This is a genomic window from Azospirillum sp. VT-I1 (assembly GCF_055698305.1).
Map to the genome: position 1 here is coordinate 74,504 of NZ_CP168803.1, position 14,490 is coordinate 88,993.

The window sequence follows — 14,490 nt, forward strand, 5'->3', positions numbered from 1 at the left end:
CTCAGCGCGGCAGTTCCGTGCCGTTGACCGCGTGGTAGCTGCGGATCACCTGGCTGTCGTCCATCGCGCCCTCCCCGCGGCCGGAGGTCGCCAGGAACATCTGGTGGGCGACGGCGGCCAGCGGCAGGGCGGCCTTGGCGTCGCGCCCGGCCTCCAGCACGATGCCGAGATCCTTGACGAAGATGTCGACGGCGCTGGTGATGCCGGGCTCCGCCTCCAGCATGCGGGGCCCGCGGTCCTTCAGCATCCAGCTGGAGGCCGACGACCCGCTCATGATCTCCAGCAGGACCTTCAGATCCACGCCGACCTTGGCGGCCAGCGCGAAGGCTTCCGCCACCACGGCGATGTGGACGCCGCAGAGCAGCTGGTTGACGGTCTTCACCGTGGCGCCCTGCCCCGGCGTCTCGCCGACATGGAAGACCTTGTCGCCCATGGCGGCCAGGACCGGGCGGACCCGCTCCACCGTCGCCGCCGGGGCCGCCGCCATGATCGACAGCGTGCCGGCGACCGCCCCCACCACCCCGCCGGAGACGGGGGCGTCGACGAAGCGGCGCCCGGCCGCCTCCACCCGCTGCGCCAGGGCGGCGACCGCGCCCGGCGGACAGGTCGCCATCAGGATCACCGCCGCGCCGGCCGGCAGTGCCTCCAGCGCGCCGTCGGCGAACAGGACGGCGTCGGCCTGGGCGGCATTCACCACCATCAGAACCAGCGCGTCCGCCCCCGCCGCCGCGGCGGCTGCGCTGGCGGCGCCCGTCCCGCCCACAGCCTCCAGCGCCTGCACGCTTTCGGCCCGCATGTCGAAGCCCCGGACCCGGAAGCCCTTCGCCAGCAGATTGCGCGCCATGGGCATGCCCATGGAACCGAGGCCGATGAAACCGACTGTCGTCATCGTTTGAAGGTCCTTGGATTGAGGTATGGCCGGCTCAGTACAGGATCGTCGCCGGTATGTAGGACACCAGCCCCAGCACGATCAGCGCCACCAGATAGAAGGGCCACAGCTCGCGCACGATGGCGCCGATGGGCTCGCGGGAGATGGCGGCGGAGATGAACAGGGTGGTGCCGATGGGCGGCGTGAACAGGCCGATGCTGAGATTGACGGCCATCATGATGCCGAGCTGGATCGGGTCCATGCCGATGGCGCCGCCGACCGCGACGAAGGTGGGGCCCAGCAGCAGGATCGCCGCCGGCAGGTCGAGGAACATGCCCACCACCAGCATGATCAGGTTCATCGCCAGGATGATCAGCCACGGCTCCTTCAGCACGCTCTCGGCGTAGGAGGCGACCGCGTTCGGGATGGCTTCGGTGATCAGCACATAGCCGACGAGGTTGGAGGCGGCGATGACCAGCATGACCACGCCCGTGGTCACGACCGTGCCCAGCAACGCGGCGTAAATACGCTTCACCGTCAGGTCGCGGTAGATCAGCACGCTGACCAGCAGCGCGTAGGCGACGGCGATAACGCTGACCTCGGTCGGGGTGGCGATGCCGAAGCGCAGCAGCACCAGGATGAAGGCCGGCATCAGCAGTGCCGGCAGCGCCGCAACGGTTGCCATCCCCAGCGCCCGCAGCCCGCCCTCGCTCTTCAGCAGGGGGAAGTTGCGCATGCGGCCGCTGACGTAGCAGACGATCATCATGCCGCCGGCCAGCATCAGCCCCGGCAGGATGCCGGCGAGGAACAGCGAGGCGATGGAGGCGTTCGACACCGCGGCATAGAGGATCAGCGGGATCGACGGCGGGATCAGCCCGGCGATCACCGACGAGGAAGCGGTCGCCGCCGCGCCGAACGCCGCCGGATAGCCCTCGCGCTTCTGCCAGGGGATCAGCATGGAGCCCAGCGCCGACGCCTCGGCCACCGCTGAGCCGGACACGCCGCCGAAGATGGTGGAGCCGACGACGGTGACCTGCGCCAGCCCGCCGGGATAGCGCCCGACCAGGGCGGCAGCGAAGCGCACCAGCTTCTGGCCCAGCGTGCCGCTCATCATCAGCGCGCCGGACAGGATGAAGAAGGGAATGGCCAGCAGCGGAAAGCTCTGGGTCGGCTGGAACAGCTTGATGACGGAGATGACGGTGGGGACGGAGCCCAGCGTCATCACGGCGGCACCGGAACTGATGACCAGCGCATAGCCCACGGGAAAGGAGAGAAACAGGAGGACGCCGAAGACGGCGATCATCATGGCGGTCATATCTCTTCCTCCGACACATGGGCGCGGACCGACCGCGGATCTTCGGCGATCAGAAGGCGCAGGAAGGTGGTGACGGCAGTCAGCCCCACCCCGACGAACCCGACGATCAGCGACAGATAGGCCCAGCGGGCGCTGACCCCCGTCACCGGATAAATCTCGCTGCCCGTGATCTCGATGACGGCAAGGCCGATGTAGGCGAGGTAGAAAAATGTCGCCGCCACCACCACCTGCATCGCCAGCAGCAGCGACCGGGCGGCAGTGCGCGGAAGCATGTCCAGCAGCAGGGTGACCGAGATATGCGCGCCCTTCTGCGCCGCCAGCACCACCCCGCCCATCACCAGCCAGGGGAACAGCAGGTTCGGCAGCTCCGACGGCCAGCCCATGCCCTGGGTGGTGAAATAGCGGACGACGACCTCGGCCCCCAGCGACAGGAACAGCACGACCAGCGACAGGATCGATGCGGCGGCGGAGGCGACGGAAATCGCGCCGTCGGCCGCCTGGAGAAGGGTGGCGGGAAGTCCCGCCACCACATGCTCCCTCTCGTGGGACACCGTCATCACTGCGCCGCTCCCGCCGCGGCTTCCTTGCGGACCAGGGCGACCAGTTCAGGGAACTGCTTCTCCCACTTGTCGTAGACGGACTTGGTCTTGGCGACGAAGGGGGCCGGGTCGACCGTGTTGAACTTCACGCCGGCAGCTTCCATCTTCGTCCGCAGCTCCTGATCGGCCTTGGCGGACATCTCGCGGTTCAGCTTGCCGGCCTCCGCCGCCGCATCCATCACCGCTTTCTGGTCGGCCTTGGACAGGGTGTCGAACACCATCTTGCTGGCCAGCAGCGGCGTCGCCTCATACTTGTGGCCGGTCAGCGAGATGAATTTCTGCACCTCGAAGAGCTTGGAGGAGTGGATGTTCATCAGCGGATTCTCCTGTCCGTCCACCACGCCCTGCTGGAGCGCGATGTAGAGTTCGGAGAAGGCCAGCGGCGTCGGGTTGGCGCCCAGCGCCTTGAAGATGTCCACCGTCATCGGGTCAGGTGGGGTACGGACCTTCACGCCGGCCAGATCCTCCGGCTTGGTGATCGGGCGGACGTTGTTGGAGACATGGCGGATGCCGTTGTCCCACATCGCCAGCAGCACCAGACCCTTGGTCTTCGACGCATCGTCCAGCTTCTTCGCCACCGGGCCGTCCAGCACCTTCCAGGCCTGCGGCAGCGACTGGAACAGGAAGGGCAGGCCCAGCACCGCATAGTCCGGCACGACGCCCGAGGTGGTGCCCTGCGAGTTGGCGCTGAAGGCCAGTGTGCCCAGGCGCATGCTGGTCAGCGCCTCCACATCGTCGCCATACTGGGCGCTGCCGCCGACCTCGACCTTCACCCGCCCGTCGGTCTTCTGGGCGACGAGTTCCGCGAACTTCAGCGACGCCTCCGCCTTCGGGTTGCCGGGGGCCGCGTTGTGGGCCAAGCGCAGGACCTGCTGGGCCCAGGCGGCCGGCGACGCGACCAGGGCGGTGCCCACCACCAGCGACAAGAGCAGCTTCTTCATCGGATTCCTCTCCCTATGGGCGTTTGTTGGTTGAGCGGGTGTGATCGGGTCGGACGAACGGCCGTCTTAGAGCCAGCCCTTGATGCTGGCCACCATGGCGTCGGTGGAGATGCCGTAGAGGTCGTGCAGGGTCGGCAGGGCGCCGGCCTTCAGGAACTCGTCGGGCAGGCCGATCTGGCGGAAAACGGGGGCGACGCCGGCGCGCAGCAGGGTGCCGGCCACCGCCTCGCCCAGCCCGCCGATGACGGTGTGGTTCTCCGCCACCACCACCATGCGGCCGGTGCGCGCGGCTTCGCGCAGGATGGTCTCGGTGTCGAGCGGCTTGATGGTGGGGACGTGCAGCACGGCGACGCCGACCTTGTCGGCCTCCAGCCGCTGCGCCACCTCCAGTGCCCGCATCGTCATGATGCCGGACGAGATGACCAGCACCTCCGGGCCGTCGCGCAGCAGCTTGGCCTTGCCGAGTTCGAACTTGTAGTCGTACTCGTCCAGCACCAGCGGGACGTTGCCGCGCAGCAGCCGCATGTAGACCGGGCCGTTATGCGCGGCCATGGCGGGCACCACCTGCTCGATCTCGTGGGCGTCGCAGGGATCGAGCACCACCATGTTCGGCATGGCGCGCATCAGCGCCAGATCCTCGGCCGCCTGATGGCTGGGGCCGTAGCCGGAGGTCAGGCCCGGCAGGGCGCAGGCGATCTTGACGTTGCGGTTCTCCTCCGCGATCGTCTGGTGGACGAAATCGTAGGCCCGGCGCGAGGCGAAGACGGCGTAGGTGGTGACGAAGGGCATCATGCCCTCATGCGCCATGCCGGACGCCGCCCCCATCAGCAGCTGCTCGGCCATGCCCATCTGATAGAAGCGGTCGGGATAGGCCTGGGCGAAGATGTGCAGGTCGGTGTATTTGGCGAGGTCGGCGGTCATGCCGACGATCTCTGGCCGCTGCTTCGCCAGTTCGACCAGCGCATGGCCGAACGGGGCCGGCTTGGTCCGCTGCCCTTCCGCCGCGATCGAGGCGATCATGGCGGAGGTCTTCAGGCGCGGCTTCGCAGTGGTGTTTGCAGCGGTGCTCATGCGGTCCTCCCGGCGTCGAGCGCATCGAGCGCCAGCTGCCATTCGTGCGCGTCGACGCGGATGAAGTGGTTCTTTTCGCGGGCTTCGAGGAAGGGCACGCCCTTGCCCATCTTGGTGTCGCAGACGATCATCCGCGGCTTGGCCTCGGGGTGCGACTTGGCGGCGTCGAAGGCGGCGACCACCGCGTCCATGTCGTTGCCGTCCACCCGCTGAACGAACCAACCGAAGGCTTCCAGCTTGTCCACCAGCGGCTCGAACGCCATCACCTGGGTGGACGGGCCGTCGGCCTGCTGGTTGTTGACGTCGACGATGGCGATCAGGTTGTCGAGCTTGTAATGGGCGGCCGACATGATGGCTTCCCACACCGACCCCTCGTCCAGCTCACCGTCGGAGAACAGGGTGTAGACGCGGCTCGCCGAGTTCTTGCGCTTCAGCCCCAGCCCGATGCCGACCGCGATGCCGAGGCCGAGGCCGAGCGAGCCGCCCGACATCTCCATGCCCGGCGTGTAGCTGGCCATGCCCGACATCGGCAGGCGGCTGTCGTCGCTGCCGTAGGTCTCCAGCTCCTCCGCCGGGATGATGCCGGCCTCGATCAATGCGGCGTACAGCGCGATGGCGTAATGGCCGTTGGACAGCAGGAAGCGGTCGCGCTCCTCCCAATGCGGGTCCTCGGGCCGGTATTTCATGGCGTGGAAGTAGGAGACCGCCAGAACGTCGGCGATGTCGAGCGCCTGACCGATATAGCCCTGCCCCTGCACCTCGCCCATCAGCAGGGCGTTGCGGCGGATGCGGTAGGCGCGTTCGGCCAGCGGCACATTGTGCCCCAGCGGGGTGGTGTCGAGTGCGGTGTCCACGGGAGGTGTCTCCAGCATTTCGGGATCAGTGGATCAGCATGCCGCCGTTGACGTCGAGCGTGGCGCCGGTGATGTAGGAGGACAGCTCCGACGCCAGGAACAGGCAGGAGCGGGCCACATCCTCGGCGTCGCCCAGACGGTTCAGCGGGATGCCCTTCAGGATTTCCGCCCGCAGCTCGTCGGTCAGCTTGCCGCCGGTGATGTCGGTCTGGATCAGGCCGGGCGTCACCGAGTTGACGCGGACATTGTCCGGCCCCAGTTCGCGCGCCATCGCCTTGGCGAGGCCCAGCACGCCGGCCTTGGCCGCGCTGTAGTGCGGGCCGCCGAAGATGCCGCCGCCGCGCTGCGCCGAGACGGACGAGATGCAGACGATGGAGCCGGACTTGCGCTCCCGCATGTGGGGGACGACACCTTGGCTCATGTACAGCGTGCCGCGCAGGCTGACGTCGGTCACCGCCTCGTAGTTCTTCGGGCCGATGTCCATGAACTTCAGCGGCTGGGTGATGCCGGCATTGTTGACCAGCACGTCGATGCGGCCGAACTCCTCGACCACGCGGTTCGCGGCGGCAAAGCAGGCGTCGCGGTCGGTCACGTCGCAGGCGTAGCCGCGATGCGCCTCGCCCAGTTCGGCGGCGGCTTCGGCCGCCTGGGCGCCGTCGAGGTCCAGGATGATCGCGCGCCCGCCATGCAGCGCGAAGAGCCTTGCGGTCGCCCGGCCGATGCCGCGACGCGACGCGGCACCGGTGATCACGCAGACCTTGTTGGACAGCAGCATGCTCGCTCCCTTTGTCGAAGCAGGCTCCGCCGTGGCGGCCAAAGGCATGCCGCGGGCGGAGCGACGGTTTCGCTCGGTTGTGGTGATTTCGCTGCGGCCGACGATGATTCGTTCAGCCGATGATTGAGGTGATCCTATGGTCTTGAGATGAATTCGACAAACGAATAAGATTGCTCATTGATGAGCGGAATTCATGTGAATGGCGCGATGCGGAAACGGGTCTCGATCAAGGCTTTGCAGGCGTTCGAGGCCGCTGCGCGGCTGGGTTCCTTCGCGACTGCGGCGGAGGATCTCGGGCTGACGCCGTCGGCGATCAGCCATCAGGTGAAAATCTTGGAGGAACAGCTTGGCTTGCCGCTGTTCCATCGTGTTCACCGCTCGGTCGCCCTGACCGATGCCGGGCGCAGCTTCGCCACCGAGATCATCGGCGCCTTCGCCCGGATGGAGACCGCCGTCCGCAACGTCACCACGTCCGGCAGCGGCACCGAGATCCTCACCGTCCGCTCGATGCCCAGCTTCGCCACCCAATGGCTGATGCCGCGGCTGAACCGGGTGAAGGCGCTGCACCCCGCCATCGACATCCGGCTGCAGGCCTCGGTCTCGCCCATCGACCTGACGACGGGGGCGGTCGACGTCGACATCCGCTACAACCCCGGCCCACCGCCGGCCGGCTGCATGCTGGAGCAGTTCCCGGAGGACGTCATCGTGCCGATGTGCTCGCCGGCGCTGGCGAACGGGCTGGTCCCGATCCGGGAGCCGAAGGATCTCAGCCGCCATATCCTGATCCATTCGGAGGTCAACATCGTCGGCTGGCGCGACTGGGCGCGCCGTCATCGCGGCGTGCAGCTGGACATGGACCGCGGCCTGCGTTTCGACCGCTCCTTCATGGCGATCAACGCGGCGGTGAACGGCATGGGGGTGTGCCTGGACAGCCTGCTGCTCGCCCGGCAGGAGCTTCAGTCCGGCCAGTTGGTCGTCCCCTTCCCCACCCGCGGCCTGCGGGCGCAGGGGCATGGCTTCGTGACGCTGAAATCGACCGCCGAGCTGCCGAAGATCCGGCTGTTCCGCCAATGGCTGTTCGGCGAACTGGATGCCTGCCGCCGGTGGGAGGACCAGTATCTCGCCTCGCTCGGAACGCCCGCCGCGGGGGACTGACACCGGGCGCAGGCGCCGGTCAGCCGTACAGCTTCGGCTCGATCATGCCGGTGGCGGGGTTGAGGCCGAGGACGGGGTGCCGCCGCGCAGCGCGACGTAGATGGCGGGGATGACCAGCACGGTCAGCAGGGTGGAGCTGGCAAGCCCGAACAGCATGGAGATCGCCAGCCCCTGGAAGATCGGATCGGTCAGGATGAAGGCCGCCCCGATCATCGCGGCAAGGGCCGTCAGCAGGATCGGCTTGAAACGGATCGCCCCGGCCTCCAGCACGATGTCGCGGATCGGACGGCCGCCCTCCTGCACATGGTCCTCCCGCAGATGCCGGATGAAATCGACCAGCAGGATGGAGTTGCGGACGATGATCCCGGCCAGCGCGATGAAGCCGATCATCGAGGTGGCGGTGAAGGGTGCGGCGAACAGCCAGTGGCCGATCAGGATGCCGATCAGCGTCAGCGGCACCGGCACCAGGATGACCAGCGGCAGCTTGAAGCTGCCGAACTGGGCCACCACCAGCAGATAGATGCCGAGGATGGCGACGGCGAAGGCCGCCCCCATGTCGCGGAAGGTGACATAGGTGATCTCCCATTCGCCGTCCCACAGGATGCTGGGCCGGGTTTCGTCCGCCGGCTGGCCGTGCAGCCTGACCTCCGGCGGGCGGTCCAGCCCGATGGCGCGCCGGTCGATCTCCGACAAACGGTCCTGCACCGCCAGCATGCCGTAGATCGGCGCCTCGAAGCTGCCGGCCAGCTCCGCCTGCACCATCTCCGCAAAGCGCCCGTCGCGGCGGAAGACGGTGAAGGAGGCGGGCTCCCTGGTCATGGTGACGAGGTTGCCCAGCTCCACCGACCCGCGCCGGCCGGGCACCGGCGTGGCCAGCACGCGCTCCGACAGGAACAGGTCCGATTTCGGCAGACGGACGGAGATCTCCATCGGCAGCCGGCCGGCGCCGCGATGGGAATAGCCGACCGGCACCCCGCCGATCAGCGCCTGGAGCGTGTCGTAGACCGCCTGCTCCTCCACGCCGAAGAATTCCAGATTGCCATGGTCGAGCGCGAAGCGCAGGCGCTCCCCCGGCTGGCGGACGGTGCCGTCGATGTCAACGACGAAGTCCACCCGCCGGAACGCCTCCCGCACCAGACGCGCGGTCTCGCGGCGGGTCTCGGCATCCGGGCCGTAGACCTCGGCCAGCAGCGTGGACAGCACGGGCGGCCCCGGCGGAACCTCCACCACCTTCACCACGGTGCCTGCGGGGAAGGGCACGGCGGCAAGGCGCCGGCGCAGGTCGATCGCCACATTGTGGCTGGCGCGCGCACGCTCCGCCCGGGGTGCCAGAGTGACCTGCAGATCGCCCTGGGCCGGCTGGCGGCGCAGGTAGGAATGGCGCACCAGACCGTTGAAGTTGAAGGGAGACGCCGTGCCGGCATAGGCCTGGATGCCGGTCAGCTCGGGCAGGCCGGCGATGCGGTCGGCGGCGGCGAACAGCGCGCGCTCCGTATCCTCCAGCGAGGCGCCCTCCGGCAGGTCGATGACCACCTGAAGCTCCGACTTGTTGTCGAAGGGCAGCAGCTTGACCGTCACGTCCTTGCTGTAGAACAGGACGAGCGAGGCCAGCGTGGCGACGCCCACCGCCAGCAGGAAGACCCAGGCCGACCGCCGGCTGCGCACCACCGGCCGCGCCGCCGCCAGATAGAGCCGGCCGAGACGCCCGCCATGGCCCTCAACGCTGCCATGATCGCCATGCGCGGGCGGCATCTCGCCGCGGCGCAGCTTCACCATCAGCCAGGGCGTCAGCACCATGGCGACGAAGAAGCTGAAGAGCATGGCGGCGGAGGCGTTGGCCGGGATAGGGCTCATGTACGGCCCCATCAGGCCGGAGACGAACATCATCGGCAGCAGGGCGGCGACCACCGTCAGGGTGGCGACGATGGTGGGGTTGCCGACCTCCGCCACCGCCTCGATGGCGGACTGGATGCGCGAGCGGCCGTCGCGCATCGACCAGTGGCGGTCGATGTTCTCGACCACCACGATGGCGTCGTCCACCAGGATGCCGATGGAGAAGATCAGCGCGAACAGGCTGACGCGGTTGATGGTGTAGCCCATCGCCCAGGACGCGAACATGGTCAGCAGGATCGTGGTGGGGATGACGACGAAAACCACCGCCCCCTCGCGCCAGCCGATGGCCGCAGCCACCAGCAGCACGATGGACAGGGTGGCGAGCGCCAGATGGAACAGCAGCTCGTCCACCTTCTCGTCCGCCGTCTCGCCATAGTTCCGGGTGACGGCGACCTCCAAGTCCTTCGGCAGCCCGGCGGCGCGCAGGGCGTGCAGGCGGTCCAGCACATGGTCGGCGATGACCACGGCGTTGGCCCCCGCCCGCTTGGCAACGGCGATAGTCACCGCCGGCACGCGGGTCAGCCCGCCCTTGCCGTCCGGCGCCATGTGCCAGGCCCGCGCCTCTTCCGGCCGGGCGCCGACGATCACGTCGGCGACGTCCTTCACATAGACCGGGCGCCCGTCGCGCGTGGTCAGCAGCAGCAGGCCGATGTCGGGAATGCCCTGCAGGGTCTGGCCGGCCACCGCCGGCAGGCTGCCGCCGCGCGAGCGCAGCTGCCCGACCTGGAAGGAGCGGTTGGCGTTCTTCACCTTCTCGACCAGCTGATTCAGCGTGACGCCGGCCAGCGCCAGACGTTCCGGATCGGGCTCCACCCGGATCTGGTCAGGCCGGCCGCCGACGATGTAGGTCAGGCCGACATCGTCGGTCTTCACCAGCTCGGCCAGCATGCGGTCGGCCGCCGTCCACAGCGCGTTGTCGTCCCAGCGGGCCGCCGCTTGCGAGCGGGGAAAGAGCGTCAGCGTCAGGATCGCCACGTCGTCGATGCCGCGGCCGACGACCAGCGGTTCCGGAATGCCGAGCGGCATGCGGTCGTAATTGGCGCGCAGCTTCTCATGCACGCGCAGGATGGCGTTGTCGGAGGGCGTGCCGACGACGAAACGCGCCGTCACCACGGCGCCGTCATCCACCGTCTGGCTATAGACATGCTCGACGCCGTCGATCGCCTTGACGATCTCCTCCAGCGGCTTGGTCACCAGCTCCACCGCGTCGTCGGCGCGCAACCCGTCGGCGCGGACATGGACATCGACCATCGGCACGCTGATCTGCGGCTCCTCCTCGCGCGGGAGGGACAGCAGGGCGACCGTCCCGACCACCAGCGAGGCCAGGAGCAGCAGAGGGGTCAGCGGCGAGCGGATGAAGGTCCGCGTCAGCCAGCCGGACAAGCCCAGCCTCATCGTGCCGCCCCCGCCTTGACGATCACGTCGCCGGGGCGCAGGCCGGACAGGATCTCCACGGCGCCGGAACCAGTGTCGGAGCCGTCACCCGGCACCGGCCGCCCGGCCTGCACCGGGATCTCCGCCCCGTCGGCGAGGCGCACCACGTCCAGGCCCAGCCGCCGTCCCAGATAGTCCGGTGGGATCAGGATCGCCTCGCGGCTGCCGGTGGCGACCAGAACCCGCACCCGCTCGCCCACGAAATAGTCGCCGAGGCCGGGGACTTCGGCATCCGCCACCACCTGCCCGTCCTCCAGTTCCGGATAGACCCGGCGCACCGTTCCGCGGGCGGGGCCGGCCGCCAGACCAGGGTTGGCTTCCGGAGCGAGGCCGCGGGCGCCGACCAGCACCGGGTCGCCCTGCTTCATGAAGCGGGCATGCCGTTCGGGCAGGCGCAGGCGCAGCACGTAGCTTTCCGTGGCGATGGTCGCCACCGCCTCCCCCGGCAGCACCACGACGCCGTCGACCAGCGGCACCTGCAGCACCCGGCCGGCCGCAGGGGCCAGCACGCTCCCTTCGCGAAGCTGCTGTTCGACCACGGCGCGGTCGGCCTTCATGGCCGCCATCTGGGCGCGCACCACGTCGAGCGCGGTCGTCGCGTCGTCGAGCTTCTGCTGGCTGCCGATCCCGGTGGCGCGCAACTGGCGGGCGCGGTCCAGCTCGATCTCCGCCTGACGCTGCTGCGCCTGAAGCGACTGCAGGCGGGCGTCCAGCGCCGCGATCTGCAAGGGCAGCTTGGGGTCGCTGACGGTGGCGATCACCTGCCCCACCTCGACCCGGTCGCCTTCGCGCACCGTCAGGCCGGACAGCGTGCCGCCGATCCGCGCCCGCGCCTTGGCCTGACGGACGCTGTCCACCGTGGCGAACACGGCCTTCAGGTCCTGGACAGGCCGGCTTTCGACGGTCAACACGCCCTCCTCCGCCGAAAGCGGGGCGGCAAGGCAACACAGCAGGGCGGCTAGAATGGAAAGCGCCGGGAAGGCGGCGATGCGGGTGCTCATGATGGGAAGCCCTGGCCTATGGCTCTCGGTTTGACGCTTGACCATTTAATAAGATAAATCTAATTTAGCGTCAACGAATGCATTGGCGGTCGCCGGACGGACGGCGCCCCCTTCACCGGAGTGGACACATGAACATCGACCGCATCGTCATGGCCTTCGCCGGGACCGTCATCCTGGCCGGCCTCGCCCTGTCGCAGCTTCACAGCATGGCGTGGCTGTGGCTGCCCGCCTTCGTCGGCGCGAACATGCTGCAGGCCGCCTTCACCGGCTTCTGCCCGCTGGCCATCGTCCTGAAGAAGGCCGGCGCCCGCCCCGGCTGCGCCTTCAACTGATCTCCGCAATCGTCAAAGGACAAAGATCATGCACAAGAACTGGCCCGACATGACGGTCGAGCTGTCCGGCGCCATCCGCGAGCTGCGCGGCGGCGCGCCGGAGGTGATGAAGGCGTTTTCCGGCATCGCCCAGGCGGCGCTGAAGGCGAACGCGCTCGACACCAAGACGAAGGAGCTGATCGCGCTGGCCATCGCCGTCGCCATCCGCTGCGACGGCTGCGTCGCCTTCCACGCCGAAGCGGCGGTGAAGCAGGGCGCCACCCGCGAGGAGGTGATGGAGACCATGGGCATGGCCGTCTACATGGGCGCCGGCCCCTCCGTCATGTATGCGGCGCAAGCGCTGGAAGCCTATGACCAGTTCACGGAAAAGGCCAAGGTCACGGCCTGACAGCGGCAGGCAGGTGTCGCAATCAGCCGCCGATATAGTGCGGCATCAGCTTCGCCTGATCGCCGACCCAGACGCTGCAGCGGCTGTCCTGGTTGCGGAAGAAATAGACCTTGCCGGGCTGGCGCCGGTTCTGCGGATCGACCAGATTGGCGCCGCCGGAAAAGGCGACGCCATACCGGTAATCCGGCGTCGCCGCCCAATAAAGGCCGTCGATCTCCTGCAGGAAGGCGCCGCGCCGGCACAGGTGCGACAGGGTGCGGTCGAGGGTGGCAAGCCCCTTCAGTCCTTGCGGCAGGCCGTAGACGCGGCGGCTCTCGGTGCGGCGCGGGCGCGGCTCGTGGCCCGGCGGCGGGGGCTCGTAGGCGCGGAAGGGCGGGCGCAGGTGGCCGGGATCGGTGCGGTCGGTGGGCAGCACCTCCTGCGCTCCGGCGGACAGCGGAAGCAGGAGGGTGGCCAGCAGCAGGACGGTGACAGGGCGGCGGGTCATCGCACCGACGGGTTGTTGGCGACGAAGGCGAAATAGGGCAGACGGCGCACCGCGTCCGCCACCATCAGATAGGCGACCGCGAAGGCGATCAGCGAGCTGAGGAAATAGCCGTATCCGTACCACGGGAAGCCCATCCGGCTGAACAGCAGGGTGAAGCCGGCATTGGCGGCCAGATAGACCAGCTGCGCCGTCAGGTTCCGCGCCCGCAGGTCGAAATAGGCCAGGATCACCGTGCAGAACAGGAACAGCACCTGGAAGAAGGCGCCCAGCACGCCGAAGCGGAACATGCCGATCTGCTGGTACTGCAGGCCGATGGCGCCGACGATGGCGGGAGCCAGGAAGATGCAGACGGCGCAGACCGCGCCTTGCAGGATCACCAGATTGCGGCTGCTGTCCAGCAGGGCGGCGATGATGGCGCGATGGTTGCGGGCGATCTGGTCGAAGGTCGCGTGCTTCTGGATGTCGCGGTAGAAGCCCTGGTAATGCTCGAAGAAGCGGGTCTCGATGTTCACCGTGAACAGGGTCAGCGCCGGCAGCGTCGTCAGATAGGCGACGAACATGGCGCCGTCATAGGCGCTGTAGATCGCCATGGCGCCGGAGACGATCTCGCGTTCCGGCACGAACCACATGATCCATTTGTCGGCCCACACGGCGGCGTTGGCGGTCAGCCCGATCAATGCCAGGTCCCAATAGCGCCGGAAGTAGGACAGGAAGTCGAACAGCCGGCCGACGGGATAGGGATATTCGGCAAGCACGCGCGCGATCAGCCCGAACTGGATCGCCGCCAGCCCGGCGGAAAAGCCCCAGACCATGCCGGCGGCGCCATAGCGGTCGCCCAGCAGCAGCGTGGCGGCCATGCCCACCGCCATGCCGACGCCGAAGGCGACGGTGACGGCCAGATAGTCCTTCAGCGCCGACAGGAAGATCGACACCACCCAGATGCCGCAGACCAGGAAGAAGTTCGCCAGCCCGCCCAGCATCACCGGCAGCGGCAGCCCGCTGAACAGCGGATAGAAGGGGCCGGCGGTCAGCGCGGCGATGGCGTAGGCAAGCCCCAGCGTCGCCAGCAGCATGCCGGGTGCGGCCTCCACCTCCTTGGCATAGATGGCGTCGGCAAGATAGCGGGTGGCGACCATCACCAGCGGCCCGGTGAAGACCACCGAGAAGCAGAAATTGTAGATCACCACCACGCGGAACAGCGTCAGCTGCTCCACCCCCACCAGATCGCGGCCGATCAGGGTGATGCCGGCCAGCGCCAGGATGGTGAACATCCACGGGCCCGACGTGATGAAGGCGGAATGGGCATAGCCCTGCAGCACGCCCAGCAGGTCGTCGCGCCGGGCCAGCCGGCGGAGCGCGAAGCCGATGCCGGCCATC

14 protein-coding genes are annotated in these 14,490 nt (G+C 68.4%); 3 read left to right on the forward strand and 11 right to left on the reverse strand.

Going from position 1 to position 14,490, the window contains the following annotated elements; translation table 11 throughout:
* Position 1 precedes the first annotated feature (1 nt).
* From AB8P05_RS19170 to AB8P05_RS19200, 7 genes are all read right to left on the reverse strand, one after another.
* Positions 2 to 889, reverse strand: coding sequence for an NAD(P)-dependent oxidoreductase (locus AB8P05_RS19170; RefSeq protein ID WP_472760458.1), 888 nt, complete (start codon positions 887 to 889; stop codon positions 2 to 4).
* Between the two features lie 34 nt (positions 890 to 923).
* A complete protein-coding gene (locus tag AB8P05_RS19175) occupies positions 924 to 2,183 on the reverse strand; it encodes a TRAP transporter large permease (RefSeq protein ID WP_455174093.1) in 1,260 nt (419 codons plus the stop codon).
* Complete coding sequence (locus AB8P05_RS19180; protein ID WP_472760459.1) at positions 2,180 to 2,740, reverse strand: TRAP transporter small permease; 561 nt, start codon at positions 2,738 to 2,740, stop codon at positions 2,180 to 2,182. Before AB8P05_RS19180 ends, AB8P05_RS19175 begins: the two co-directional genes overlap by 4 nt.
* Positions 2,740 to 3,723 (reverse strand): TRAP transporter substrate-binding protein, encoded by a 984-nt coding sequence (locus AB8P05_RS19185; protein WP_472760460.1) that lies wholly within the window; start codon positions 3,721 to 3,723, stop codon positions 2,740 to 2,742. The genes AB8P05_RS19180 and AB8P05_RS19185 overlap by 1 nt, the downstream gene beginning before the upstream one ends.
* Positions 3,724 to 3,789: 66 nt before the next feature.
* Positions 3,790 to 4,794 carry a transketolase family protein gene (locus AB8P05_RS19190; RefSeq protein ID WP_472760461.1) on the reverse strand — a complete coding sequence of 335 codons (1,005 nt, stop codon included), beginning with the start codon at positions 4,792 to 4,794 and terminating at the stop codon, positions 3,790 to 3,792.
* Entirely contained in the window at positions 4,791 to 5,666 is an 876-nt protein-coding gene (locus tag AB8P05_RS19195) for a transketolase (RefSeq protein ID WP_472760462.1), read from the reverse strand. The genes AB8P05_RS19190 and AB8P05_RS19195 overlap by 4 nt, the downstream gene beginning before the upstream one ends.
* Positions 5,667 to 5,673: 7 nt before the next feature.
* A complete protein-coding gene (locus AB8P05_RS19200; RefSeq protein ID WP_455174088.1) occupies positions 5,674 to 6,423 on the reverse strand; it encodes an SDR family NAD(P)-dependent oxidoreductase in 750 nt (249 codons plus the stop codon).
* Between the two features lie 207 nt (positions 6,424 to 6,630).
* On the opposite strand from AB8P05_RS19200, the gene AB8P05_RS19205 reads away from it, so the two are divergent.
* The gene (locus AB8P05_RS19205) at positions 6,631 to 7,578 is read left to right on the forward strand and encodes a LysR substrate-binding domain-containing protein (protein WP_472760697.1); all 948 of its coding nucleotides are present in this window, start codon (positions 6,631 to 6,633) and stop codon (positions 7,576 to 7,578) included.
* Between the two features lie 42 nt (positions 7,579 to 7,620).
* Here AB8P05_RS19205 and AB8P05_RS19210 read toward each other — a convergent pair whose 3' ends face one another.
* On the reverse strand, positions 7,621 to 10,866 hold the full coding sequence (locus AB8P05_RS19210; protein ID WP_472760463.1) for an efflux RND transporter permease subunit: 3,246 nt from the start codon (positions 10,864 to 10,866) through the stop codon (positions 7,621 to 7,623).
* Entirely contained in the window at positions 10,863 to 11,906 is a 1,044-nt protein-coding gene (locus AB8P05_RS19215; protein WP_472760464.1) for an efflux RND transporter periplasmic adaptor subunit, read from the reverse strand. The genes AB8P05_RS19210 and AB8P05_RS19215 overlap by 4 nt, the downstream gene beginning before the upstream one ends.
* 128 nt (positions 11,907 to 12,034) lie before the next feature.
* Between AB8P05_RS19215 and AB8P05_RS19220 the strand changes: the two genes are divergently transcribed.
* Positions 12,035 to 12,238: a YgaP family membrane protein gene (locus tag AB8P05_RS19220; RefSeq protein WP_108547940.1), complete on the forward strand. Its 204-nt coding sequence runs from the start codon at positions 12,035 to 12,037 to the stop codon at positions 12,236 to 12,238.
* A 28-nt stretch (positions 12,239 to 12,266) separates the two neighbouring features.
* Positions 12,267 to 12,626, forward strand: coding sequence for a carboxymuconolactone decarboxylase family protein (locus tag AB8P05_RS19225; protein ID WP_472760465.1), 360 nt, complete (start codon positions 12,267 to 12,269; stop codon positions 12,624 to 12,626).
* A gap of 22 nt (positions 12,627 to 12,648) precedes the next feature.
* Here AB8P05_RS19225 and AB8P05_RS19230 read toward each other — a convergent pair whose 3' ends face one another.
* Positions 12,649 to 13,113 carry a hypothetical protein gene (locus AB8P05_RS19230; protein WP_472760466.1) on the reverse strand — a complete coding sequence of 155 codons (465 nt, stop codon included), beginning with the start codon at positions 13,111 to 13,113 and terminating at the stop codon, positions 12,649 to 12,651.
* A complete protein-coding gene (pelG, locus tag AB8P05_RS19235) occupies positions 13,110 to 14,489 on the reverse strand; it encodes an exopolysaccharide Pel transporter PelG (protein WP_472760467.1) in 1,380 nt (459 codons plus the stop codon). Before pelG ends, AB8P05_RS19230 begins: the two co-directional genes overlap by 4 nt.
* Between the last annotated feature and the right edge of the window lies 1 nt (position 14,490).